This is a genomic window from Bradyrhizobium sp. AZCC 2289 (assembly GCF_036924615.1).
Classification (GTDB): Bacteria; Pseudomonadota; Alphaproteobacteria; order Rhizobiales; family Xanthobacteraceae; genus Bradyrhizobium.
Genome location: NZ_JAZHRY010000001.1, coordinates 3,079,683 through 3,106,327, shown reverse-complemented (window position 1 = coordinate 3,106,327; position 26,645 = coordinate 3,079,683). Strand labels below are relative to the sequence as shown.

The 26,645-nt window shown below is 61.7% G+C and carries 11 protein-coding genes, 3 pseudogenes and 2 riboswitches; of the genes and pseudogenes, 9 read left to right on the top strand and 5 right to left on the bottom strand.

Annotated features, from left to right (window positions below):
- Positions 1 to 674 precede the first annotated feature (674 nt).
- The 3 genes from V1289_RS14945 (at position 675) to V1289_RS14935 (ending at position 15,333) form a co-directional block, all read left to right on the top strand.
- The gene (locus tag V1289_RS14945; protein ID WP_334397646.1) at positions 675 to 12,134 is read left to right on the top strand and encodes an Ig-like domain-containing protein; all 11,460 of its coding nucleotides are present in this window, start codon (positions 675 to 677) and stop codon (positions 12,132 to 12,134) included.
- Positions 12,135 to 12,243: 109 nt separating this feature from the next.
- Positions 12,244 to 13,956 carry a type I secretion system permease/ATPase gene (locus V1289_RS14940; protein WP_334397645.1) on the top strand — a complete coding sequence of 571 codons (1,713 nt, stop codon included), beginning with the start codon at positions 12,244 to 12,246 and terminating at the stop codon, positions 13,954 to 13,956.
- A 9-nt stretch (positions 13,957 to 13,965) separates the two neighbouring features.
- Positions 13,966 to 15,333, top strand: a complete 1,368-nt coding sequence (locus tag V1289_RS14935) for an HlyD family type I secretion periplasmic adaptor subunit (RefSeq protein WP_334397644.1) — start codon at positions 13,966 to 13,968, stop codon at positions 15,331 to 15,333.
- A gap of 669 nt (positions 15,334 to 16,002) precedes the next feature.
- On the opposite strand, the gene V1289_RS14930 is transcribed toward V1289_RS14935, so the two are convergent.
- Positions 16,003 to 16,248, bottom strand: coding sequence for a LexA family protein (locus V1289_RS14930; protein ID WP_334397643.1), 246 nt, complete (start codon positions 16,246 to 16,248; stop codon positions 16,003 to 16,005).
- Between V1289_RS14930 and V1289_RS14925 the strand changes: the two are divergent.
- A pseudogene (locus V1289_RS14925) lies at positions 16,239 to 16,589 on the top strand (transposase); the annotation flags it as partial. The gene V1289_RS14930 and the pseudogene V1289_RS14925 overlap by 10 nt on opposite strands.
- 179 nt (positions 16,590 to 16,768) lie before the next feature.
- Here V1289_RS14925 and V1289_RS14920 read toward each other — a convergent pair.
- A pseudogene (locus V1289_RS14920) lies at positions 16,769 to 17,008 on the bottom strand (N-6 DNA methylase); the annotation flags it as partial.
- Between the two features lie 414 nt (positions 17,009 to 17,422).
- Positions 17,423 to 17,532: riboswitch (SAM-I-IV-variant riboswitch) on the top strand.
- Positions 17,533 to 17,562: 30 nt separating this feature from the next.
- Here V1289_RS14920 and V1289_RS14915 point away from each other — a divergent pair.
- A complete protein-coding gene (locus V1289_RS14915) occupies positions 17,563 to 18,036 on the top strand; it encodes a hypothetical protein (protein ID WP_334397642.1) in 474 nt (157 codons plus the stop codon).
- A gap of 472 nt (positions 18,037 to 18,508) precedes the next feature.
- Positions 18,509 to 18,612: riboswitch (SAM-I-IV-variant riboswitch) on the bottom strand.
- A 161-nt stretch (positions 18,613 to 18,773) separates the two neighbouring features.
- Positions 18,774 to 19,043, top strand: a complete 270-nt coding sequence (locus V1289_RS14910; RefSeq protein ID WP_334397641.1) for a hypothetical protein — start codon at positions 18,774 to 18,776, stop codon at positions 19,041 to 19,043.
- Between the two features lie 566 nt (positions 19,044 to 19,609).
- Here the strand turns inward: V1289_RS14910 and V1289_RS14905 are convergent.
- Both V1289_RS14905 and V1289_RS14900 read right to left on the bottom strand, forming a co-directional pair.
- Positions 19,610 to 20,872: a vanadium-dependent haloperoxidase gene (locus tag V1289_RS14905; RefSeq protein WP_334397640.1), complete on the bottom strand. Its 1,263-nt coding sequence runs from the start codon at positions 20,870 to 20,872 to the stop codon at positions 19,610 to 19,612.
- 765 nt (positions 20,873 to 21,637) lie between these two features.
- Positions 21,638 to 22,570 (bottom strand): LysR family transcriptional regulator, encoded by a 933-nt coding sequence (locus V1289_RS14900; protein ID WP_334397639.1) that lies wholly within the window; start codon positions 22,568 to 22,570, stop codon positions 21,638 to 21,640.
- 147 nt (positions 22,571 to 22,717) lie between these two features.
- On the opposite strand from V1289_RS14900, the gene V1289_RS14895 reads away from it, so the two are divergent.
- Positions 22,718 to 23,563, top strand: coding sequence for an SDR family NAD(P)-dependent oxidoreductase (locus tag V1289_RS14895; RefSeq protein ID WP_334407462.1), 846 nt, complete (start codon positions 22,718 to 22,720; stop codon positions 23,561 to 23,563).
- Positions 23,560 to 24,417, top strand: a complete 858-nt coding sequence (locus V1289_RS14890; protein ID WP_334397638.1) for an NAD(P)-dependent oxidoreductase — start codon at positions 23,560 to 23,562, stop codon at positions 24,415 to 24,417. The genes V1289_RS14895 and V1289_RS14890 overlap by 4 nt, the downstream gene beginning before the upstream one ends.
- Before the next feature lie 479 nt (positions 24,418 to 24,896).
- Here the strand turns inward: V1289_RS14890 and V1289_RS14885 are convergent, their stop codons facing one another.
- On the bottom strand, positions 24,897 to 26,009 hold the full coding sequence (locus tag V1289_RS14885) for a Gfo/Idh/MocA family protein (RefSeq protein WP_334397637.1): 1,113 nt from the start codon (positions 26,007 to 26,009) through the stop codon (positions 24,897 to 24,899).
- A 220-nt stretch (positions 26,010 to 26,229) separates the two neighbouring features.
- Between V1289_RS14885 and V1289_RS49685 the strand changes: the two are divergent.
- Positions 26,230 to 26,400 (top strand): annotated as a pseudogene (locus tag V1289_RS49685) (DUF1214 domain-containing protein); the annotation flags it as partial.
- Positions 26,401 to 26,645 lie beyond the last annotated feature (245 nt).

Below are 26,645 nucleotides of genomic sequence, written 5' to 3'. Positions count from 1 at the left end.
CTCGAACCGCTCCAGGCTTGGGCTTTGCTCGTTGCAAAAGTCCGTTGCAAAATCGGAACGTGATTTACGGCTATCCTCCGCGGATCCCTTGCGTGGCGCCTGCGCTACTTGTCGGGTTCTATTCAGGTTCAAATCCCGTCATGGACCATAACTTGGTTAACTGGAAGAATGACCGTATTTGTACGGAGTTGCATGGGGCCTCTACCCACAAAGCGGTAACTACGAATGGACCGCGCAATTTGACGAGCAGTCGTCTAAAAAATGACCGCATTGGCAGGGTCATGGCGGCCTTGGCAGGGGCATGGCGGTTGGAGTCTTCTCACAATAGGCAAGAGAAGTTTCTAGCGGCGGCGCGTTCGCGCTGATCGCCGGCGCTCTCTTGTGAGTTGCTCTTCGAGTGCAATCGCACCTGCTCTGCGTTAGCAGAGTTGAGGAGTGAGCAGTGGATCGCGTTGTGTCCAGTACGAATGCCGAGCCGGTCGATTGGTTCCGGCTCGAGCCGCACAGCCAAGACGTTTCGTCATTTTCCCCATCTTCCATCGGGCTATCCGCCGCTCTTGCGAATGAATCCACCCGTATCCGCATCAGAAGGATCCGGCATGGTCTCGCTGTCATCTCATCAAGACGTTTTTCATTCCGAAAGTTCCGCGTCAAATTTTTCCGAAGGAGGCCACATGGCCGCACGTCACGAAGGCGCTTTCATTGTTAGTGGCATTTTCGATCTTTGCGCATCCATCGCCAATTCATTTCGTTCGAAGCCTCTATCAAAGACTGCTACCCCTACGCGCGAGATCGCCTTCATTGACCGCGATGTCGATGACCTCGCCGCGCTGCTTGCCGGCATCCGGCCTGATGTCGAACCCCTACTGCTCTCGAATCATGAACCAGCACTGCGACAGATGGCGCGAGCGGTTCAGGGCAGGGAAGGGTTGGAAACGATCCATGTCATCGCTCATGGACGATCGGGTGAGCTTTCGTTCTCGGCGGGTGCGCTGTCGGTTGAGACGATCGATCAATATGTGGCGGAGCTGGGAATCATAGGCACGGCCATCGGGGAGGCCGGCGACCTGCGGTTGTGGAGCTGTGCGGTCACACATGGCGAGCGCGGCGCGGCCTTTTTCGACGCCATAGCCCGCGCGAGCGGCGCGGATATCGCTGCGGCGACCGGACTCGTGGGCGCCAGCACGCGTGGCGGGAGCTGGGAGCTTTCCGCGCGCGGCGTGCCGGCGAAAGCGCTGCCGCCGCTCACCAGCGAGGGACAGGCCGCATACGCGGAAGTGCTGGATACCAACAACACCACGATTTCCGGAAACAACAGCACCAACACGCTGGCTGTCACTGGAAGCAACGACAAGGTCAGTGACGGCAACGGCACGAATAGCGTGAGTGTAACCGGCAACAGCAATGCCGTCACGGACGGCAACGGCACCAATACGGTTACCGTCAGCGGCAACAATAATACGATCAGTGACGGCAATGGCTCAAACACGATCATTGCGAGCGGCAGCAACGAGACCATCAGCGACGGCAACGGCGGCAACCTGATCTATGCGGCCGGTACCAACGGCTCCAACAGCATCACCGACGGCAATGGCACCGACGTCATCGTTGGCGGCGCCGGCACCGATACCATCATCGCCGGCAATGGCACCAATATCATCTATGGCGGAGCCGGGAACGATACGATCAACGTCGGCAACGGCAGCAACGTGATCATGGCCGGCGCCGGAAGCGACACGGTCGCCGCCGGCAATGGCAGCGATCTCGCCATCTATGCGCTCTCGGACCACTACACGATCTCTGGAAGTACGTTGCATTCGATAGCCGGCGACGTCGATAAATACAATGGTGGCGGCGGCACGGATACGCTCCGCGTTGTCGTCACCGCAGCCGAATACGCGGCCATCAAACCCCTGCTTACGGCCTACGCCACCTGGTTGGCGGCGAACGCCGGGAGCAATGCGACGTATTCGTTCAATTTTGCAGCCGGTACGTCCGGCACCGGAATCTCGACCGCCGGTGGCGGGCTGTCCGTCACGGGGTGGGAGTCGCTTCAGGTTCAGGTTGTCAATACCGGTTCGATCATCCTTGCGTCGGGCGCTACGTCAGCCACAGGTTCACTCAACAGTCTCGGCCTGTTCAACGACTCGGTTGGCACAAGTGCGGTCAATTTCACCGATACATTCAAGATTGTTGGCCTCGCCGCCGGCGCCAATGGATCGGCGGCGACGTCGCTCGACCCCTCGCTCACGGTGGCGCAGTATCTCCATGGGACAGCGACGTTGCCGAGCTCCTACACGGTGGCCGGAACCGATGGAACGCTGACGGTCAACGCCGACGGGAGCTACAGCTATTCCGTGACCTCCCACGCAACCAGCACTGATGTTTTTACGCTTTCAACGCTTGATCAGAATGGTTTCGTTACGTCGACGACGCTGACGTTTGGTGTCCCGGCCACCAATCATGCGCCGGTAGCCGTTGCTGATGTCAATGCGGCGAAGGAAGACACCGCGCCGAATCCGGTCGCCAGCAATGTGCTGACCAACGATTCCGATGTCGATGCGTCTGACACGCACAGCGTGACGGCCGTCAATGGCTCTGCGGCGAATGTTGGCGCAAACCTAAGCGGCACTTACGGCACGCTGCACCTCAATTCCGATGGTACCTACACCTATACGCTGAACAACGCCCAGGCCAACGTCCAGGCACTTGCTGACGGCCAGACCGTCACCGACGTCTTCAACTATACCAATTCCGACAACCATGGCGGCTCGAGCACAGCCAACCTGACCGTCACGGTGACCGGCACCAATGATGCGCCAGTGGCGGTGGCCGACGTCAATGCCGTGAAGGAAGACACCGCGCCGAATCCGGTCGCCGGCAATGTGCTGACCAACGATTCCGATGTCGATGCGTCTGACACGCACAGCGTGACGGCCGTCAATGGCTCTGCGGCGAATGTTGGCGCAAACCTAAGCGGCACTTACGGCACGCTGCACCTCAATTCCGATGGTACCTACACCTATACGCTGAACAACGCCCAGGCCAACGTCCAGGCACTTGCTGACGGCCAGACCGTCACCGACGTCTTCAACTATACCAATTCCGACAACCATGGCGGCTCGAGCACAGCCAACCTGACCGTCACGGTGACCGGCACCAATGATGCGCCTGTGGCGGTGGCCGACGTCAATGCCGTGAAGGAAGACACCGCGCCGAATCCGGTCAACGGCAATGTGCTGACCAACGATTCCGATGTTGACACGCTGGATACCCATAGCGTGACCGCGGTGAACGGGGCGGCCGCCAAGGTCGGTGTTGATGTTGCCGGGACCTATGGCACGCTGCATCTCAACGCCAATGGCACCTATACCTACACTCTCGACAACACCGAGACCTCGGTGCAGGCGCTGGCGGAAGGCCAGCAGGTTACCGACGTGTTCAGCTACACCAATTCCGACAACCACGGCGGCTCGAGCTCGGCCAACCTGACCATCACGGTGACCGGCACCAACGACGCCCCGGTGGCGAACAACGACAGTGGCACGACCCACGAGGATACGGTTCTAACGGTCTCGGCGACCAACGGCGTGCTGCATAACGACACCGACGTAGATACCAGCGATACGTTAACGGTTTCCGCGGTCAACGGCGTTGCCGCCGATGTCGGCACCCAGATCACGCTGGCCTCCGGCGCGCTTCTGACGCTCAACGCCGACGGCAGCTACAGCTACGACCCCAGCACCATCACCAACATCGAGTCGGCCCCGGCGAACTCCACCGTCGCCGACAGCTTCACCTACACCGCGACCGACGCCCACGGCGACGTCTCGACCGCGACCGTCAACATCACGGTCAACGTGCCGGCCGAGCCGGTCACCGCCACCGACGACGTTGGCGCGACCGTCAATGAGGACACCGTCCTGGTGTCGGCGACCAGCGTGCTGGCCAACGATCTGCACGGCTCGGACGACCCGATCACGGTTTCCGCGGTCAACGGCGTTGCCGCCGATGTCGGCACCCAGATCACGCTGGCCTCCGGCGCGCTTCTGACGCTCAACGCCGACGGCAGCTACAGCTACGACCCCAGCACCATCACCAACATCGAGTCGGCCCCGGCGAACTCCACCGTCGCCGACAGCTTCACCTACACCGCGACCGACGCCCACGGCGACGTCTCGACCGCGACCGTCAACATCACGGTCAACGTGCCGGCCGAGCCGGTCACCGCCACCGACGACGTTGGCGCGACCGTCAATGAGGACACCGTCCTGGTGTCGGCGACCAGCGTGCTGGCCAACGATCTGCACGGCTCGGACGACCCGATCACGGTTTCCGCGGTCAACGGCGTTGCCGCCGATGTCGGCACCCAGATCACGCTGGCCTCCGGCGCGCTTCTGACGCTCAACGCCGACGGCAGCTACAGCTACGACCCCAGCACCATCACCAACATCGAGTCGGCCCCGGCGAACTCCACCGTCGCCGACAGCTTCACCTACACCGCGACCGACGCCCACGGCGACGTCTCGACCGCGACCGTCAACATCACGGTCAACGTGCCGGCCGAGCCGGTCACCGCCACCGACGACGTTGGCGCGACCGTCAATGAGGACACCGTCCTGGTGTCGGCGACCAGCGTGCTGGCCAACGATCTGCACGGCTCGGACGACCCGATCACGGTTTCCGCGGTCAACGGCGTTGCCGCCGATGTCGGCACCCAGATCACGCTGGCCTCCGGCGCGCTTCTGACGCTCAACGCCGACGGCAGCTACAGCTACGACCCCAGCACCATCACCAACATCGAGTCGGCCCCGGCGAACTCCACCGTCGCCGACAGCTTCACCTACACCGCGACCGACGCCCACGGCGACGTCTCGACCGCGACCGTCAACATCACGGTCAACGTGCCGGCCGAGCCGGTCACCGCCACCGACGACGTTGGCGCGACCGTCAATGAGGACACCGTCCTGGTGTCGGCGACCAGCGTGCTGGCCAACGATCTGCACGGCTCGGACGACCCGATCACGGTTTCCGCGGTCAACGGCGTTGCCGCCGATGTCGGCACCCAGATCACGCTGGCCTCCGGCGCGCTTCTGACGCTCAACGCCGACGGCAGCTACAGCTACGACCCCAGCACCATCACCAACATCGAGTCGGCCCCGGCGAACTCCACCGTCGCCGACAGCTTCACCTACACCGCGACCGACGCCCACGGCGACGTCTCGACCGCGACCGTCAACATCACGGTCAACGTGCCGGCCGAGCCGGTCACCGCCACCGACGACGTTGGCGCGACCGTCAATGAGGACACCGTCCTGGTGTCGGCGACCAGCGTGCTGGCCAACGATCTGCACGGCTCGGACGACCCGATCACGGTTTCCGCGGTCAACGGCGTTGCCGCCGATGTCGGCACCCAGATCACGCTGGCCTCCGGCGCGCTTCTGACGCTCAACGCCGACGGCAGCTACAGCTACGACCCCAGCACCATCACCAACATCGAGTCGGCCCCGGCGAACTCCACCGTCGCCGACAGCTTCACCTACACCGCGACCGACGCCCACGGCGACGTCTCGACCGCGACCGTCAACATCACGGTCAACGTGCCGGCCGAGCCGGTCACCGCCACCGACGACGTTGGCGCGACCGTCAATGAGGACACCGTCCTGGTGTCGGCGACCAGCGTGCTGGCCAACGATCTGCACGGCTCGGACGACCCGATCACGGTTTCCGCGGTCAACGGCGTTGCCGCCGATGTCGGCACCCAGATCACGCTGGCCTCCGGCGCGCTTCTGACGCTCAACGCCGACGGCAGCTACAGCTACGACCCCAGCACCATCACCAACATCGAGTCGGCCCCGGCGAACTCCACCGTCGCCGACAGCTTCACCTACACCGCGACCGACGCCCACGGCGACGTCTCGACCGCGACCGTCAACATCACGGTCAACGTGCCGGCCGAGCCGGTCACCGCCACCGACGACGTTGGCGCGACCGTCAATGAGGACACCGTCCTGGTGTCGGCGACCAGCGTGCTGGCCAACGATCTGCACGGCTCGGACGACCCGATCACGGTTTCCGCGGTCAACGGCGTTGCCGCCGATGTCGGCACCCAGATCACGCTGGCCTCCGGCGCGCTTCTGACGCTCAACGCCGACGGCAGCTACAGCTACGACCCCAGCACCATCACCAACATCGAGTCGGCCCCGGCGAACTCCACCGTCGCCGACAGCTTCACCTACACCGCGACCGACGCCCACGGCGACGTCTCGACCGCGACCGTCAACATCACGGTCAACGTGCCGGCCGAGCCGGTCACCGCCACCGACGACGTTGGCGCGACCGTCAATGAGGACACCGTCCTGGTGTCGGCGACCAGCGTGCTGGCCAACGATCTGCACGGCTCGGACGACCCGATCACGGTTTCCGCGGTCAACGGCGTTGCCGCCGATGTCGGCACCCAGATCACGCTGGCCTCCGGCGCGCTTCTGACGCTCAACGCCGACGGCAGCTACAGCTACGACCCCAGCACCATCACCAACATCGAGTCGGCCCCGGCGAACTCCACCGTCGCCGACAGCTTCACCTACACCGCGACCGACGCCCACGGCGACGTCTCGACCGCGACCGTCAACATCACGGTCAACGTGCCGGCCGAGCCGGTCACCGCCACCGACGACGTTGGCGCGACCGTCAATGAGGACACCGTCCTGGTGTCGGCGACCAGCGTGCTGGCCAACGATCTGCACGGCTCGGACGACCCGATCACGGTTTCCGCGGTCAACGGCGTTGCCGCCGATGTCGGCACCCAGATCACGCTGGCCTCCGGCGCGCTTCTGACGCTCAACGCCGACGGCAGCTACAGCTACGACCCCAGCACCATCACCAACATCGAGTCGGCCCCGGCGAACTCCACCGTCGCCGACAGCTTCACCTACACCGCGACCGACGCCCACGGCGACGTCTCGACCGCGACCGTCAACATCACGGTCAACGTGCCGGCCGAGCCGGTCACCGCCACCGACGACGTTGGCGCGACCGTCAATGAGGACACCGTCCTGGTGTCGGCGACCAGCGTGCTGGCCAACGATCTGCACGGCTCGGACGACCCGATCACGGTTTCCGCGGTCAACGGCGTTGCCGCCGATGTCGGCACCCAGATCACGCTGGCCTCCGGCGCGCTTCTGACGCTCAACGCCGACGGCAGCTACAGCTACGACCCCAGCACCATCACCAACATCGAGTCGGCCCCGGCGAACTCCACCGTCGCCGACAGCTTCACCTACACCGCGACCGACGCCCACGGCGACGTCTCGACCGCGACCGTCAACATCACGGTCAACGTGCCGGCCGAGCCGGTCACCGCCACCGACGACGTTGGCGCGACCGTCAATGAGGACACCGTCCTGGTGTCGGCGACCAGCGTGCTGGCCAACGATCTGCACGGCTCGGACGACCCGATCACGGTTTCCGCGGTCAACGGCGTTGCCGCCGATGTCGGCACCCAGATCACGCTGGCCTCCGGCGCGCTTCTGACGCTCAACGCCGACGGCAGCTACAGCTACGACCCCAGCACCATCACCAACATCGAGTCGGCCCCGGCGAACTCCACCGTCGCCGACAGCTTCACCTACACCGCGACCGACGCCCACGGCGACGTCTCGACCGCGACCGTCAACATCACGGTCAACGTGCCGGCCGAGCCGGTCACCGCCACCGACGACGTTGGCGCGACCGTCAATGAGGACACCGTCCTGGTGTCGGCGACCAGCGTGCTGGCCAACGATCTGCACGGCTCGGACGACCCGATCACGGTTTCCGCGGTCAACGGCGTTGCCGCCGATGTCGGCACCCAGATCACGCTGGCCTCCGGCGCGCTTCTGACGCTCAACGCCGACGGCAGCTACAGCTACGACCCCAGCACCATCACCAACATCGAGTCGGCCCCGGCGAACTCCACCGTCGCCGACAGCTTCACCTACACCGCGACCGACGCCCACGGCGACGTCTCGACCGCGACCGTCAACATCACGGTCAACGTGCCGGCCGAGCCGGTCACCGCCACCGACGACGTTGGCGCGACCGTCAATGAGGACACCGTCCTGGTGTCGGCGACCAGCGTGCTGGCCAACGATCTGCACGGCTCGGACGACCCGATCACGGTTTCCGCGGTCAACGGCGTTGCCGCCGATGTCGGCACCCAGATCACGCTGGCCTCCGGCGCGCTTCTGACGCTCAACGCCGACGGCAGCTACAGCTACGACCCCAGCACCATCACCAACATCGAGTCGGCCCCGGCGAACTCCACCGTCGCCGACAGCTTCACCTACACCGCGACCGACGCCCACGGCGACGTCTCGACCGCGACCGTCAACATCACGGTCAACGTGCCGGCCGAGCCGGTGACGGCGTCCATCTCAGGTACAGCGCAGGAAGGCCAGGTCCTCGTAGCCAATGCTACTCATGATGCGGATGACACAATTACCTACCAGTGGCAGAGCCTTAGCGGGACCACTTGGAGCGACATCAGCGGTGGTACCGGCAGTACCTACTCGGTGCTCGAGGCCGACGAGGGTCATCAACTCCGGGTCGTTGTAACTGATAACCATGGTACGAGCGCAACTGCGACCACTGCGGCGGTAACGGACATCACGCTGTCCTTCACCTCGGCGGCGTCGATCAGCGGCACGGCCCAGGAGGGCCAGGTTCTGACCGCGGTGAACGGCACGCTGAACGACAGCGATGCGTCGGTGACCGGCTATCAGTGGACCCGCGACGGGGTCAACATCTCCGGTGCGACGGCCTCGACCTACACGGTGACGGAAGCCGACGAGACCCACGTGCTGCGGGTGGTGGAGACCGCGACGGATGCGGATGGCGGGCCGAGCACGACCTCGACCAGCGCGCCGACCGCGGCGGTGACCGATATCACGCTGGCCTTCACTTCGGCCGCCTCGATCAGCGGCACAGCCAAGGAAGGCACGCAGCTGACCGCGGTCGACGGCGCCCTCAACGACAGCGACGCGCACGTAACCGGCTGGCAGTGGCAGATCGCGAGCACGGTCAACGGCACCTATAGTAACATCGCCGGCGCGACCAGTTCGACCTACACGCCGATCGAGGCGGACGAAGGCAAGTTCATCCGCGTGGTCGAGACCGCGACCGATATAGATGGCGGGCCGAGCACGACCTCGACCAGCGCGCCGACCGCGGCGGTGACCGATATCACGCTGGCCTTCACTTCGGCGGCGTCGATCAGCGGCACGGCCCAGGAGGGCCAGGTTCTGACCGCGGTGAACGGCACGCTGAACGACAGCGATGCGTCGGTGACCGGCTATCAGTGGACCCGCGACGGGGTCAACATCTCCGGTGCGACGGCCTCGACCTACACGGTGACGGAAGCCGACGAGACCCACGTGCTGCGGGTGGTGGAGACCGCGACGGATGCGGATGGCGGGCCGAGCACGACCTCGACCAGCGCGCCGACCGCGGCGGTGACCGATATCACGCTGGCCTTCACTTCGGCGGCGTCGATCAGCGGCACGGCCCAGGAGGGCCAGGTTCTGACCGCGGTGAACGGCACGCTGAACGACAGCGATGCGTCGGTGACCGGCTATCAGTGGACCCGCGACGGGGTCAACATCTCCGGTGCGACGGCCTCGACCTACACGGTGACGGAAGCCGACGAGACCCACGTGCTGCGGGTGGTGGAGACCGCGACGGATGCGGATGGCGGGCCGAGCACGACCTCGACCAGCGCGCCGACCGCGGCGGTGACCGATATCACGCTGGCCTTCACTTCGGCCGCCTCGATCAGCGGCACAGCCAAGGAAGGCACGCAGCTGACCGCGGTCGACGGCGCCCTCAACGACAGCGACGCGCACGTAACCGGCTGGCAGTGGCAGATCGCGAGCACGGTCAACGGCACCTATAGTAACATCGCCGGCGCGACCAGTTCGACCTACACGCCGATCGAGGCGGACGAAGGCAAGTTCATCCGCGTGGTCGAGACCGCGACCGATATAGATGGCGGGCCGAGCACGACCTCGACCAGCGCGCCGACCGCGGCGGTGACCGATATCACGCTGGCCTTCACTTCGGCGGCGTCGATCAGCGGCACGGCCCAGGAGGGCCAGGTTCTGACCGCGGTGAACGGCACGCTGAACGACAGCGATGCGTCGGTGACCGGCTATCAGTGGACCCGCGACGGGGTCAACATCTCCGGTGCGACGGCCTCGACCTACACGGTGACGGAAGCCGACGAGACCCACGTGCTGCGGGTGGTGGAGACCGCGACGGATGCGGATGGCGGGCCGAGCACGACCTCGACCAGTGCCCCGACCGCGGCGGTGACGGAGATTGCTCTGCAGCCGACCATTACGGCGGGCACACATACTGCGACCGGCAACAATGGGCATGTCACGTTCATCGTGACGTTCCCCGAAGCCGTCGCGACCGTGGGAACGAATGACTTCACCCTGTTCGGCACAGCTACGAGTTCCTCAAATCCTCCGGCTATCGCGTCGATCAGTGGTTCTGGCACGAGCTATACGGTGACGGTGGACTATGCAGAGAATAAGAATGCTGGTCTGAGTCTAGGGCTAAATTTCGTGAATACCGGTAACGGGGTCCACGACACTGAAACAGGAGAAACAGGCAACCTCGCGGTCGCTACGAATATCACGACTGCACAATTCAGCAGTCTCGCGCCGGCCGGTGTTGCGGGATCAGCAATTAATATGGCACTGACAGATCCAACCTTAGATGTCAGCGACGCAATCACAATGACGATCACTGGGGTCGCCCCGGATTGGACGCTAAATGCTGGCGCTCAAAACAGCGACGGATCCTGGACGGTCAACACTACCGATCCAGCATCGCTGGCGATCACAACATCGGCCAGCTTCGCCGGAGCGGCGGTCATTCACGTCACCGAGACTTGGACCAACGCGGACGGCAGCATCGGAAGCGCAATCGTCACTGACAATGTCGAAGCCTATGCGCCGGGATCGCCGATCTTCGCGCTGTCGGGGGACGACTATCTGACCGGCTCGAGCGGCCACGATGTGTTCGTGTTCTCGCAGCCGATCGGGCATGACGTGATTTATAACTTTGACGCAGTCTCGGATCAGGTTGATCTGATCGGCTATGCCGGATTCACTGGCTTTGGCGACATTCAGGCGCATACGGCCGATGACGGTGCCGGCAACGCGGTGATCACGCTCGGAGATGGTCAGTCGATCACGCTGCACGGCGTCGATGCGAACTCGCTTACCGCAAACGACTTCGTGTTCGAACAAACGCCGGTCACGGAAAATGCCGGCAACATGGTGATCAGCGACGGCGCCATCATGCCGCTGAGCGGCGTGATCCACAATGCCGGTTCGATCGCCTTGAACTCGACGGGCGACGAGACCGACCTCCAGCTGATCGAGCATGGCATCACCCTTGAGGGCGGCGGCCACGTCGATCTGTCGGATAGTGGCCAGAACGTGATCACCGGTGCGGCATCCGACGTCACGCTCACCAACGTGGACAATACCATTTCTGGTGCCGGTCAGTTGGGAGCGGGGCAGTTGACCGTGGTGAACCAGGGCACAATCGATGCAACTGGAACCAATTCGCTCGTCATCGATACCGGTACAAACGTTGTCACCAACTCCGGAACGCTCGAGGCAACAGGAACCGGTGGACTAGAGGTCCACAGCGACCTCATCAACACCGGCGTGTTGTGGGCCAATGGCGGCAACGTCACAATCGACGGCAATGTCAGCGGCAGCGGAACGGCGCTGATTAGCGGTTCTGCTACGCTTGAGTTTGCCGGCGCGTCGGCTGACAACACCGCCTTCGCCTCCGGATCTACCGGAACTCTAGTGCTCGATCACGCGTTCGATTTCTCGGGCATCGTGTCAGGTATTGCGGCAGGCAATCATCTGGACCTTCTGGATTTCAACTTCGCCAATGCGACGTTGAACTACACGGCCAATGCGAATGGCACCGGCGGGACCTTGAGTGTCACTGACGGAGCCCATACAGCCAACATTGCTCTTTTGGGCCAGTACGACCCCGCGGGCTTTCAGACAGAGGCAGACAAGAACACGGGAACGCTTATCAGCTACCACGACCATCTGGCCTGATGCGCTGCGAGAAAATGGGTCGAGGCGAATGTTGCGGCCCCGACTTTGAACTACGATGTCCGGCGTTCGGCATTGATTTTGAAGAGGGGCGGATATTCCGCTGATCTGTGTGAGTATTCCGTTCAAAAGACCCGACGAACTCCGGCGTTTGCTGCAAAGCTGCCAGGGCTATTTCGTCACTGCCGCGATCTTCAGCTTGGCGATCAATCTGCTTTATCTGGCCGGGCCGCTCTACATGCTGCAGGTCTATGACCGGGTGATCTCGAGCGCCAGCGAGATCACGCTGCTGATGCTCACGATCGCGCTGTTGATGGCGTTCCTGGCGTTGGCTGGACTGGATGCCGTTCGCGCCCGCGTGCTGACCCGCGCCAGCATTCGCCTCGATCAGACGATCGCCGCCCGCGTCATGACTGCGATTATTGACCGCTCCGCAAGTTTCGGTGACGCGCGCAGCCAGCTGCTGCGCGATTTCGACACCTTCCGCCAGTTCGTCACCGGCACGGGCATCCATGCGATCTTCGATCTTCCCTGGGCGCCGATCTACATTGCAGTGATATTCGTGCTGCACCCCTTCCTGGGGGCATTTGCCTTGGGCTGCTGCATTGTGCTGGTCCTCATGGCCCTGCTTAACGAGTGGCTGGTCAAGCTGCCGTTGACCGAGGCCGCCGAGGCGGCCTCCCAAAGCTACGGCTTCACCGAGATGAGCCTGCGCAACACCGAAGTCGTGCGGGCGATGGGCATGACCGACGGGCTGCTGAGGCGATGGGCCCGTGATCGCAACCGCATGCTTGAACGGCAGGTGTCTGCGAGCGATCGCGCCGCCACCATGCAGAGCATCATCCGTTTTCTGCGGCTTGCCATGCAGTCGATGATCCTCGGCCTCGGCGCCTATCTCGTGATCGAGCGACTTGCAACCGTCGGCGCTATGTTCGCCGCGAGCATTCTGCTCGGAAGAGCCCTGCAGCCGGTAGAGCAGATCGTCGGATCCTGGCGCAACCTTGTTTCTGCCCGTGGGGCATTCCTGCGCATCCGCGAGCTCTTGAAAGCCGATCCCCAACGCGAGGCCGGTTTGACGCTGCCGCGCCCGAAGGGCCGACTCTCGGTCGAGGGGCTCTCCTATGTGCCGCCGTTTGGTTCGAAGCCCATCCTGCGCGCGGTAACGTTCGCAATCGAGCCGGGCGAAGTACTGGGCGTCATTGGTCCTTCGGGCGCCGGGAAATCCACGCTTTCGCGTCATCTGGTAGGTGTACTTGCGCCATCTGCTGGCGCGGTGCGACTGGACGGGGCGGACGTCTCAAGCTGGGTCAAGACGTCACTCGGCCAGCATATCGGTTATCTCCCCCAGGATATTGAGCTGTTTGCTGACACTGTTGCGGCCAACATCAGCCGATTCCAGGAGGGCGAAGACAAGGAGGTGATTCTGGCGGCGCGGATGGCTGACGTGCACGAGATGATCCTGCGCCTGCCGGATGGGTATGACACCCAGGTGGGAGAAGGCGGCGCCATACTCTCGGGCGGTTATCGTCAGCGTATTGGTCTTGCCCGCGCGATCTTCGCCAATCCGAGCCTTCTCGTGCTCGACGAGCCGAGCTCCAATCTCGATGCCGAAGGAGATGCCGCGCTCGCCGATTGCATTCTTCAACTCAAGAAGCGCGGCACTACCGTGGTGATCGTGTCCCATCGGCCGGCTACAATCGCGGTGGTCGACAAGATCCTGGTCCTCAAGGATGGGGTCGCTGAAATGTTTGGGCCCCGCGCCGAAATTATGTCGCGTCTCACGCGAGCCGTGCCGCTTCATTCGGTACAAGGTTCAGCGGGCTAGGAATCTGAAATGGCTCTTGTGGATGCTGCAATTCGGAACATGGGATCTGCTGCCGAGCGGCGCAGCAAGGGAGCCATTGGCGATCGGCCGCCAAGCGACTCCATCAAGCGTGTCGCTTTCGCTGGCTGGCTGATTATTGCGATTTTCTTCGGGGGTGTCGGGACCTGGGCGGTGACCGCGCCCCTTAATGGAGCGGTCGTTGGCAATGCTGTCGTAAAGGTCGAAGGAAACCGCAAGAGCGTCCAGCATTTGGACGGGGGCATCGTAAAGGAGCTTCATGTCAGGGAGGGCGAGAGGGTCAACGTCGGCGACCTCTTGATCGTGCTCGACGAGACCCAGGCGCGTGCCGAATACGACGTACTTACCCAGCAATATGTCGTTCTTCGCGCAACCGAAGTGCGCTTGCTGACCGAGCTTGACCACGGCTCCACGCTTGTGATGCCCGACGATCTCAAGGCGCGCTCGGAAGACAGCTATCTAAAGAGCGTCTGGAATGGCCAGGTGAGCCAGTTCGAAAGTCGTCGCGCCGCGCTCGAAGGTCAGCGCAGCGTCATCAGGGAGAAGATCAATCAGCTGGGCTCGCAGATCGTCGGCGCCGAAGCGCAGGTGAAATCCTTCACAGACCAGATAACTTCCGTGAAGGCTGAGGCCAAAGACATCGCACCACTGGTCGAGCGAGGACTGATTGCCCGACCACGCATCCTGCAGCTGGAGCGAACGGCATATGGCCTTGAGGGGCAGATTGCGGATGCAAGAGCCAACATCGCCAAAGCCCGGCAGGCCATTGCGGAACAAGAGCAGCAGATCGCCCAGCTCGACAACGATCGAATGACCGACGTCACCAAGGACCTGCGCGACACGCAGGCGAAGATGCTCGACGTAATCCCGAAGGCGATGAATGCCCGGGCCGTGCTCGGTCGCATGGAAATCCGCGCGCCCTATGCCGGAAGGGTCGTGGCGCTTACCGTGTTTTCGGTCGATGGCGTGATTCAGCGCGGCGAGAAGATCCTCGACATCGTGCCGGACCAGGATTTGCTGACGATCGAGGCGCAGATCGCGGTCGAGGACATCAGCGATATCAAGCCCAACATGCGGGCCGAAGTCCACCTCACTGCCTACAAACAGCGCATTGTTCCGATCATTCATGGTGACGTCATTCAAGTGTCGGCCGACCGTTTGACCGATCCGAAGACCAATAATCCCTATTATGTGGCGTTCGTCCGGATCGATGAGAGCGAGCTTGCAACCATGCCCAATATTCGGCTCTATCCCGGCATGCCGGCAACCGTCATGATTCCGACCATTCAGCGAACCGCGTTCGACTATATCGTCGGACCGCTGGTGATGTCGTTCAATCACGCATTTCGGCAGAAATGAACTACGGAAGGCTGCTTGAGAATCTTGCCGCGGAATCGTATTGGAAGCTTGATTTGCGCGGTGGCCTATAAGGGCCGAGCGCCACCGTGGCCCAATCCATAGGGGTTCTGCCGTTGAGGAAATCAACGAGGCGAAGCTCCAGGGTCGCTACCGAGGCTTCGTTTCGCGGGAAGCCGGTGAACTTTGAGGTCACCCAGGCCAATCGGCCAGCAGCTTTCCTTATCGCAAATGAGGCCCTGAAAAGGCGCACCATGCCGCGACGATGGTCGCAGGCTTGGCAGACGAACAAGGCTCAAGTTCGGATAGCGGCCCACCCCCAATGTTAGCTAAGGGAGCATCGGGAAATCGCTGTTATCGCTCGATAATTCCCTGCTTCTCGCATTTTTTTCGCTGTTAGCGTTAGTAGGGAATTGTGCGAGAACTCGCTGCAGCGCAGGGACTTCTCCTTTAGGGTTGGGGCCTATGGGCCAGAAAATCACAAATTCCCCGTAAAATTCCCTGTTAGCAGCGAATTCGCCGGGAGACAGGTGCGATCAGCACTGCGTCGCCAGCCAGCCAGTCTGGCGTTCGGCCAGGCTCCACGAGAGAGGTGAAATTCGGCAAACGTCTCCGGCCTTGTCCGCAAATGTTCCCATTTTGCGGAGACTAACGGCGGAGACTAGTACCTCGTCACAGTGGTTCTGACTGGTTGATTCCGAGCCAATCTAGGATGGGCAGGTCTTCCGGAGGCACGAGGATTTGGATGCTTCGGGCGACGCCGGGTTGACGCCTGATGAGACCGTTTCGTTCGAGCGTCACGATCATCTGGTGGACCGATGGCGGGCTGACTTGGAAGTGGCGCTGCATGTCGGCTTCAGCGGGCGGGCGCCGGAACATGTGCGCATAGGTGTAGATGAAAGCCAGTGCATCGGCCATGGCGCATGGTCAAGGTCACCGAGCGCCGGGCGGCAGAAGACTACGCCCACTGCATGCGCGAACTCGTCGATGTCCATTATCCCGAAGCCGCGTGCATCCGCGTCGTGCAGGACAATCTGTCAACCCACTCGGCCGGTGCCCTTTATGAGGCATTCGCACCTGCCGAAGCCCGGCGGATTCTGCGCCGCCTGGAGTTCCACTACACCCCCAAGCATGCCAGTTGGCTCAACATGGTCGAGATCGAGATCGGCGTGCTGCGCGGCCAGTGCCTGGACCGCAGAATCGACGACCCAGACTGGCTCCGCCGCGAAATCGACGCATGGGAACGACAACGAAACGCCGCGAAAAAGCCCGCGCCAAAATGCGTCACATCCAAAGAGTCATAACCACTGTGGCGAGGTACTAGTTCGATCACGACTGCCGCCCGAGGCTCGTGGTGGCTTGGGTGATCTGAGCAATGTGGGGAACGACCAGATCCCCGCGTAGGCCGCAGACTTCGATTGGCCTTCATCTTGCAGAGCCGCCACGTCGTATTGTTGGACTCTTGGCCGTAGATGGCGATGTCGCCGAGCTTCCCGCCGTGGGACTCAATGAACTTTTCAGACTGCACGAACTTGTCGCCCGAGCCGCAGCAAGGGTCGTAGACACGGCCCTTAGACGTTGCCAGCCATCGCCTACGCGCAGCCAGGCCACTCTTGCAGCCTGACCCTGACGCGTTCCCTGTCGAGGTTCGTCCCCGATCTGGAAGCCACCATGTCATGGGTCCGGCCGTGAAACCTTAAGGGGCCTGGTAAACCAAAGCTGACCGAAGCTGATGGTTTATGAATTCGCGACGTCTGCACGCGGTATGCTACTTGTCCACGCCTAGCAACGGCCTTGGCTGGCCAACTGACGGTTGCCTGAATGCGGGAACTCCTGTTCTTCGTCGCGGCGAGCTTCTGGGCGGGCGCCGCGCACGCGGCGACGCCGGGGCACGGCAAAAAAGCCGCCAATGGCGAGCATTCTCCCGCACAAATGAGGAGGGCTCTCCACCTTCAGCGAGGAGGAAGACTCGGCGGCGCGACCGGGTTAACTGGATGGCATCACTTCAGTATGAAGACTGATCGCGGAATCATGCTCCCAGCCGGCCTTGCTTAAGCTCCGGCTTGCAATCGCCGAGGGCGACCCTAGATAAGAAATGCATCTCGACGAAGGCTGGCACCTTCACCAACCTGCCCCACTGCGGCAAGGTGGTTCCACAAAAGTGGGATGTGGCCGTAGTTAGCGGCAAACTTGGCAGAGCGGTGCCAGCCCTCGTTGTTAAAGGAGGGCTATTTGACGGCACCAATTGCGGTCTCCGACCACAACCTCATCACACGCAGAAGTATCCTCGTCGGTGCGCTAGCCTCGCTGCTGTGCGCTCCCGCCATTGTGCGGGCCACCAGTCTGATGCCGGTGCGGCGGCTGCCATTTCCGTTTGGACCGCAGTATGCGGGGTTCGTCGAGCGCCTTTATCTTCATTCGCTTGAAAGCCATGTGAGAAATCTGAGAGCGGACCAAACGAGTACATATTTCAATCACCGTTTGATGGCTGTGCACGACGCCCGCCGGCAGGTAGCGTTTGCGCAGGCGCATGGATTCCTGCCGCCGTACATTTGCATCTACCGCAGTGACCGAGGGTGCATAGGATGGAAGAAATCAAAACCGCGCAACCTGACAGCCGCGCGCAAGGGCCACGACGGTCTGTGCCTCAGATCGCTGTTCTGCATATCCCGCATTCCAGCGAATAAGATCAGCAGAGTTCATTGATCTAATCCTCCCAAGCAGGAGCTACTGAATATCGTTGCCGATCGCACGCGAAGCAAATCCGGCAAGGCCACGTCGGCCGGAAGCCAACCAACTTCTCCATCAGGCCATTTCGCCCACTTCCAGCCGGTGTAGGGACTGATTAGCCAAGCACCGGGGCGGCAGTTCGCAAGGCGCTGCCGCGCACCATGAACATCCGCTATCGCCCTTGATCCTCGTGGGCGGTCAACGTCAACGTGTAGAACGGGAAGGCTTAAAAGCACTGCGGGGATGGGAATTTGATCAATGGGTGGCAGAGGGGCCTCCGCCGCGCCGTGACGTCCATCCAGCCATTCGGTATAAGGACACGGGGCATCAGGCACCTCGGACCAAGGCACACCCGTAGAGGTTACTTTGCTTTCGTCGAGTTTCGGCTTTTGCGTATTTTTCGGTTTTGCTGCCATAAATAATCCCTCCAAGGAGGGCTGACAGCTCGCGCGACCGTCTTCGTTGCCGAAGTGGCCGCATCCCCTTGCAGGAAACCACCTTGCTCGGCTTGGCAGGTTGGCGAGGGCGTCAGCCCTACTCTTGATGCAACCTCAATATGGGGGAGAGCATTGCTAAACGCAAGTCGGCGCGCCTCGTCGACATCTTTGGACTTATCTGTGGTCAATGCATGGAGTTGATGACCGGTCGGGTCGCTGTCAGACGGAGAGCCAGCGTGCCCAACCGACTACCTTTGTCAGGCATGCGAACTGTCTATGCTGATCTGCTGTAGTGAGGAAGCAACCGATTCGTTCATCGCGCGCTGCGATGTCTCAGCGCGTGATCTTCTGATGCCTTACGGCGACATCGTGATCGCATTGTCTACTGTGCTGCGCATCAAGCGCACGCTGGATGGTGGCGAGATTGATAACCTGATCTTGGACTTGGAGGCTCGCAAAGCAGCAGCGGTTGAACGTTGGCGGCGTGAGCGCTGGCGGCGGGTCGTCGTGAATGCCGCAAACTTCGTAGCATCTTGCGCCTCGTGAGGTGCAAGGGTTAGCCCGTCGGAGGTATATTCAACCGCACACGAAGGCACTGTATTCTGCCCGAGTTTAGGATCGTTGGGTTGGCGGAAGTACCCAGCTTTGGCGATCCGAGAGAGGAGCCCCGGCGCGCTACAGCGTCGGGGTGGGAGGGGGTTATCGAGAACGCCGCTCGTCTCATGACCGATTACTAGAGTTTAGCAGGAAGAGGCGCGCGCTCACGGACTGAGCCATTTCGGCTTGATGGCAGCTCACTCACGGTCGGCACGAACCGGACATGCCGCCCCCATTGGGCGATGTCCGGTTTCGAGGTGCCGGCTCAACCGGTCGACGCAACAGGCGTTAAATCTCTCTGCTGGTGTTTCAAATTGCAAGGTCTCACGTGGTCGTTCATTTAGCTGACGAGCCACTTTGTTCAGATGGGCTTGATACGATTTTCAGCGCTGCGTCGGCGCCGCGTCCCAATCGGAGCTCGCGGGCAACCGAATGCTGCGAGCCAGTTGTCACTGCATTGTGTCGGCAATGGAACTACGCCGGACTCGCTGGTAGAAGCCCGGCGCGGCACCCGTTCATCGCGAACTCGTCACAACTGGCTGCATTACGTTCTTCACAACGTACTCACCGATCTGAAGCCCCATATCCGTCCCGACGCGGGTCGAGAAGCGGTAGTGGAAGCCGGCCCAGATGCGAGCATTTGCAACCTCTTCGGTAAGGGCCGTCATGTTGGTCCAACGGTGGGTTACGCCGGGTGCCGTAGGGCTTGTCAGCGCGACCTCGGGGATGTCCTCGCCTCCCAGCACCGCCTTGACGACGGCTGCGACGCTGCCGCTCTGGATGCAATGCGAACACGGGTATTCCGGATGCATCGGCGTGTTGGCGATCGGCTGCCATGTTGCCTCACTATCGGTGGCCGGGTTGCCATCGATATCGCCGTTGCGAATTGCCGTGATCGGCCGCCAGAAATTGTAATGGTACTTGGCGTCCAACACAGCGATGATTGCGTCGTTGAGCCCAACCGCCTCCAGCGCCATGAAGCGCGCGCTGTCTACGACATCCATCTGCTTTGCGGTCACGAGTTGGCGTATCAAGGGGTGATACGCCACTGGTCCACCCATGAGCCAGAACCGGGCAGTCTCGGTCTGCTGGGCCGTTCGCTTCGCACTGATCTGTCCACCATAGTCCTTGAGTTCGTTGTAGTCTGTTGCCCACTCCTTGCTCTCCAGCGCAATCGGCGGGTTCGGCCGGAATTGGGATCCGTTGGCCATGGCGAACGGCTTCAGGTTCGGCCACATCGAGGACAGCGTGATCGCGGTCGGCACATAGACGCCAGGCGTAGTCCTCGGCCGGTAGGCATCGGGCGCATCGCAACCATCGTTCGCCCGTGCCTCCAACACTTTTGCCGCAACTGCCTCGCCGAGTGCGATGCCATCTGATTTCGAGGCGCCATCGGGAAGCGGCGCGAGGTAGGTCGCGAGGGCGGCTTTCATGTCACCCGCTGTCTTTGCATCAATTGTCGCCAGGACCGCGGCTGCTGCCGCCGCAGCAGCGACCTCCCTCGACGTGGTCGGGGCTGCAGGCAGCTGCACCAGATACGGTCGGTAGCGCCGCTCGATCGAATTGACCGCGTCGAACATCGCGGCGTGGACCATTCCCATCATCCGCTGAGCCATGTATGGCAAGGTGCCGCTAAGGCTGGCCATTGGCGTAACGACAGCGACGGCTTTCTCGTCCCAATCGGTGATGACGTTGGCGCGTGCCGACGCAGGGATGGCGACGGCAAGCGAGGCCCCGATCAAGGCGGCCGGAATTGAGCGGCTCATTGATGCACGCATGTTTTCCTCCATGATCTCTTACACTTTGAGCGCGCGTCCGATTCGGCTTAAATGAAGCGTGGGTTCGCGCTCGTGAGCCAAGCCGCCACCATCACCAGCGGAGGGCCTTCGCCGCTTACCGCATAGGCGATACTGCACGCTATCCGGGGTCCCGAAATAATCGGATGTTCTGGTTCATGGCAGCGGACGCCGGTGGGACCGACTGAATTCTAGCACCAGCGAGACGGCGGCGCACCGGGTTATTGGCAGGCCGCGCAGCCGAAGGTGAGATCTCGCGACAACGTGTTCCCGGCGACGCCGATTGTGCCTTCCGGTTTTGGCACAACTCGGACATGCCACCGTGGTCGCTCTATGTCCGTTGTTGGGGGCAGAGCGGAAAACATATGCTCCCATTGAGCTTTTCAGCTTTTGACCCAACTCGGACATTGGCAGCGCGCCGCGATAGTGCTTCCGATGACGTAACATCATAAGATGCTGGCCAGATAGGCAAGCGTGTTCACTCCAAGATCGTTTTCTGTGAAAAGCACGGAACCGGTCTCCGCGATACCGAGTGGCGCTCGGGTATCGGCGGAATCGGATGTGTCCCTAAGGACAGCGAACGCCTCCAGAGAGAGCCGCCATCGAAGGCTGTGCTGGCGCCGCCAATTGCAAGATCGTCGATTGGTTTTACGATGCTGCTGTGAGGGGCGCCGATCCGGTCACAGCTCGTCCTGGTTTCTCAGCCATGCTCGACCGGATCGCCGGCAACGGCGTTCGGCCTCGTGTCTAGCCTGCTCTTCGTGAGCTTGTCCGCACAAAATCAATGAAGGCCCGCATGCCTGCGTTCAAATGCCGGTTCCGGGGATAATAGATTGCCAAACCTGGATAGGGCGGGGTCCAGTCCGCCAGAAGCTGGACAAGGCTTCCGGTCTCCAGATCAAGAGCAGCCAATGACCGTGTGATATAGCCTACGCCAAACCCGGAGCGCGCGGCACCCAAAATAAGGCGCGTGCTGTCAAACACCAGCCGCCCTTCGGTGGCAACGCTGAAGGCTTCTCCCCGGCGCTCAAATTCCCACCGGTATCGCGCGGCACCGGACAGACGGAGCTGAATGCATTCATGCGCATGCAGATCGGCCGGGGAGGAAAGATCCGGCGCGTCTTGCAGATATAGGGGCGCGGCAACGACAATATGTTGCTGCTCGGGGCCGACCGGAATGGCCACCATGTCTTCTGGCACGAGTTCTATCAGCCGTAGGCCGCAGTCAAATCCCCCGCTGGCGATATCGATCAAAGCGTCGTCGGCCCGGATGTCGAGCCGCATATCCGGATGCTGTCTGAGGAATTCGATGAAAATGGGTTCCAGAATCTGCTCAGCACCTCCTGTGGAGGAATCGATGCGGATCGTCCCCGCAGGCCGGTCGCTATACCCGTCCAGCGCATCGAATGCCCGACCGATCTGGCCAAGTGCAGGCTGCAAGGCTTCCGCAAAGCGCTCGCCCGCCTCGGTCAGCGAAACGTTGCGGGTCGTGCGAATGAAGAGTTGAACCTTGAGCCTGGCCTCCAGACCCGCAACCGAATGGCTGAGCGCCGAAGGACTGCCGCCGACTGCCCGGGCCGCTGCACGAAAGCCACCGTACTCGACCACGGCAAGGAACGAGGCAAGCTCGGCGGGAGCGAGGTTAGAGACTGTTCGATAGAGCTCATCATTACGTACCATATTCGACGACTACACCATACAGAACGGCAACGCTACCTTTTCTCAACACAGAGAAAGGAAATGAGAATGACTGGCATCAAAACGAAGTTTGGATTTTCCACGACAGCCGCCGAGGTTCTGGATGGCGTCGACCTGACCGGCAAGACGATGATTGTGACGGGCGGTGCCAGCGGCATCGGTATTGAAACCGTGCGGGCCCTGGCGCAAGCCGGGGCTGCGGTGACCATCGCCGCCCGGCGTCCTGACGCGGCCGAGACGGTCGCAGCCGACCTGCGCGAGTCGACCGGCAACACCACCATCGATGTCCGCGAACTTGATATTGCCGACCTGGCCTCGGTTCGCCGCTTCGTGTCGAATTGGGACCGCCCGCTACACAGTCTCATCAACAACGCCGGGATCATGGCGCTGCCCGAACTCGAGCGCAACAAGGATGGACGCGAACTTCAGTTCGCCACCAACTTTGTCGGCCACTTCGCTTTGACGCTCGGTCTGCATCCGTGGCTCAAAGCTGCCAATGGGGCCCGGGTGGTATCGGTATCTTCGACCGGTAGCCTCTGGAGCCCAATACTCTGGGACGATCCCGATTTTCGATTTATCCCCTACCATCCGTTCGTTAGCTACGGGCAATCGAAAACGGCCTGCGTCCTGCTTTCCGTCGGGATTGCCCGTAAATGGAGCGCCGACAACATCACTTCGAACTCACTCAACCCTGGCGCCATTGCCACCAATCTTCAGCGCCACACGGGAGGTCTGAAGACGCCCGTGCCCTTCAGGAAGACACCGCAGCAGGGGGCCGCGACGTCTATTTTGCTGGCCGCATCGCCGGAGTGTGAAGGCGTTACAGGGCGCTATTTTGACAATTGCAACGAAGCCGAGATCGTCGACGAGCGCCGCGAGCAACCCATCGGAACGGTTGCAGGCTATGCGCTCGATCCGAGCAACGCCGATCGGCTTTGGGCCATGGCGGAAACGATGATCGGAGCGGATCAATGAGCGGGGCAAATGTCGGATTTATCGGTTTGGGAGATCAGGGTGCTCCGATGGCCGAGGCCCTTATCGGGGCGCATAGTCTCTATCTATGGGCGCGCCGCCCCGAGACGGTGCAACCCTTCGCCGGAACTGAGGCGCACGTCATGGACACGGCGCAGGACGTTGCCCGCAAGGTCGAGGTGCTGTGCCTGTGCTTGCCAGGCGACGAGCAACTAATATCCCTGCTGTTCGATCAGGGGCTGGCCAGTGAATTGCCGCATGGCGCGACCGTCATCAATCACGCCACCGGTGATCCAAACGAAGCCGAGGCAGTTGCACACCGGCTGGCGGAGTACGATCTCAATTACCTCGATGCTCCGGTTAGTGGCGGACGCCCCGGTGCGATCGCTCGCACCCTGACCTGCTTCATTGGGGGGGATGCAACAACGCTCGCGGCGTGTGAGCCAGTTCTTTCCTGCTACAGCAATGCTATTCGCCTGATGGGCAGTCCGGGCGCTGGGCAGATGACGAAGCTGCTCAACAACGCGCTCACCGTCTCAAACCTGCGCAACGTGGTCGAGGTATTCGGTCTCGCACGCCAGGCGGGGGTCGATCTCGCAGCTTTGCAGGCGGCATTGGCAACTAGCAGCGGCGGCAGCTTCATCGTTCAGGCAGTCGGCAAATACGTTACGCCCGAGAATGCCGAGCACATCGCGGAACTGAACCGCAAGGACGTTCGTGAGTTTGCCGAGGCCATGCGCCGTCAGGAGCTGGATCCCGACACCATCGTCGATTGGGCGATTGCCGGAGCTGATGGGCTGGCAGACTTGGTGGAATCAATAGGTCGAAGGCCTGACTTGCCACTGGGCCACATGTAGCGAATGAGACCCTTAGCGGACTTCGCGCCGCCTCAGTTTTGGTTCAACGGCAAAAATTGCTAGGAAGTGCCGAGTAGCCTTCCGTAAACATGATCTGTCGCGATTGGGGTAGCTCTGTGCGGAAATTCGTCAGAATTGCGCTGATTGTCTGCCTAGTGGTAGCGGTTATTCCAATCGTACTGATCGCACCATTCGGGCTGTGGGCTTGGTACAAGACTTCCCAGGTTGAGAGCTTTTATCGAGAAAACATCCCCTGCTGAGCGAGATGAACTCGTCAAGAGTTCGACCAGCGCTGAGGAAAGCCGTAAATTTCAAGACTTGGAGGACCGCTTCGTCTCGTTGGCGGATAACGAGCGAGGCCTCGCGGATGCTTATAAGAATGCCGTGCATATAGCGGAGCGGGACCGGTCCCGCGCGGCGCGGCCCTTGCTGCCGAAGAAGAGCACGTTTTTCCGACCCATTCTTCGATTGACTCTGGCTCAGGTTAACTTGGTGCGACGCCCGGTTTCGGCAGCTTGCTCAACTGCCGCGATCACCCGATGCAGCGCGACCGCGTCGTCGAAGCTTGGCGCCGTGTGGGTGCCTTCCTGCAGGTCCTTGGCCATCCTGGCGTAGTTGCGGGCGATGTTCCCGGGGATCACCTCCTCAGGGAAGCCAGTACGGTAAGACGCAGGAACCTTCAGCGTCTGGAACGCCTTCTGGTCGCCCCGCGCGCCCTTGAGCGAGAGCGGCACAAGCTGCGCGTGGCCGAAGGGGCCGGATACCCGGATATCTCCCTTCGTGCCGTTGATCTCCCAGAGGAGGCCGTCGCCGTCCCGCGCCATCCCACCGCGATAGTGAATGGAGACGGGTGCGCCGTTGGTCAATACTCCGCTCACCAGTACCTGGTCAGGAGCGGACACAGGCAACGTCTCGCCGGTATCGGCGACAAGCGCCGTGGTGCGCCTAGTGGCGAGCACCGAAGATACATCTGCGAACTTGCCCAGCACATCTGTAAGCGCAGCGAGCGTATGTCCCACCGGAATCGTCAGCATGGTGGCGCCACCAGCCTTGTCGAGCAGATAGGCATTGTCTTTCTTCTGAGGGATGACCCCGCCCCAGCCACCGCCTCGCGCGATTAGTGTGGTCGACAGCACCTCGCCGACGAAGCCGTCCGCGATGAGCTGCTTCAAATACTCAATTTCCGGGGCGACACGCGCTTGCGTTCCAATCACGCCCAACACGCCCTTGGTCCGGGCGACCGCGGCGATTTCCTCGGCTTCCGCCAGGCCGTTGCCCAGAGGCCATTCGCAATAGACGTGTTTGCCCGCTTCGATCGCCGCCTTAACGATCTCCAGATGATGGGCCACCTTGACCGTGACGGTCACGATGTCGATCTCGGGTGCCGAAACCATCTCGGCAACATTTGCGTATGCCTTCGGCAGACCCATAGCGGCGGCCGCCGCTTGGGAACTTTCCAGGCTAGTGTTGGCGACGCCGACGATCTCGAATCTCTCAGGCAGCGCGCGCAGCGCAGGGATATGACCTCTGGCCGCCCAGCTCCTGCCCGGTTGCAACCCGATGATACCCACCTTAAAGCGTTGTGCAGTCATAATGTTCGGTTCTCCATCGGCGGCCTTGTCTCAGCCTTGCTGTTATAAATACGAGACCACATTGAGGCCCACCTCATCATCGGCCGGGTGAGCATTAGAAGGCGAGCTGGTACAACTGCGCCCCAATATGCTTTGATGCATGGGCCTAAATTAGCAATTTCGGGGCATTCTTTGACCGGCGAGCGCGTGGAACGGCGGTTGGCGGCTGTCTTGGCGGCGGATGTCGCCGGGTAGCCGCCTCATGGGTGCAGACGAGGAAGGTGCGCTACCCTTCAAGTACAAAGCAGACGGATCGCTCGACCTCTATTTCCAGAACGAAAGTCCCGGCGCGGACAGGGAAGCCAACTGGCTTCCAGCGCCGAAAGACTCATTCAACTTGACCATGCGCATTTACGCCCCGAAATCGGACGCCCTCACTGGGAAGAGGAACCCGCCGCTGGTCAAAAAAAATTCTGGGGGCATCTGGTCTGATAGCGCAATAAGAATACGCGCGAGCGTCGCCCGCACACGCACTGCGGCCAATGTCGGCTCATGGCACTTTTCAGACATCGGATTGCCGGTGCGTGATGTCCGCTGTTGGGGGCGAAGGGGACATCGGGTCGCAGCGTCATGGACCGATTGTTTGCCCTTTCTCAC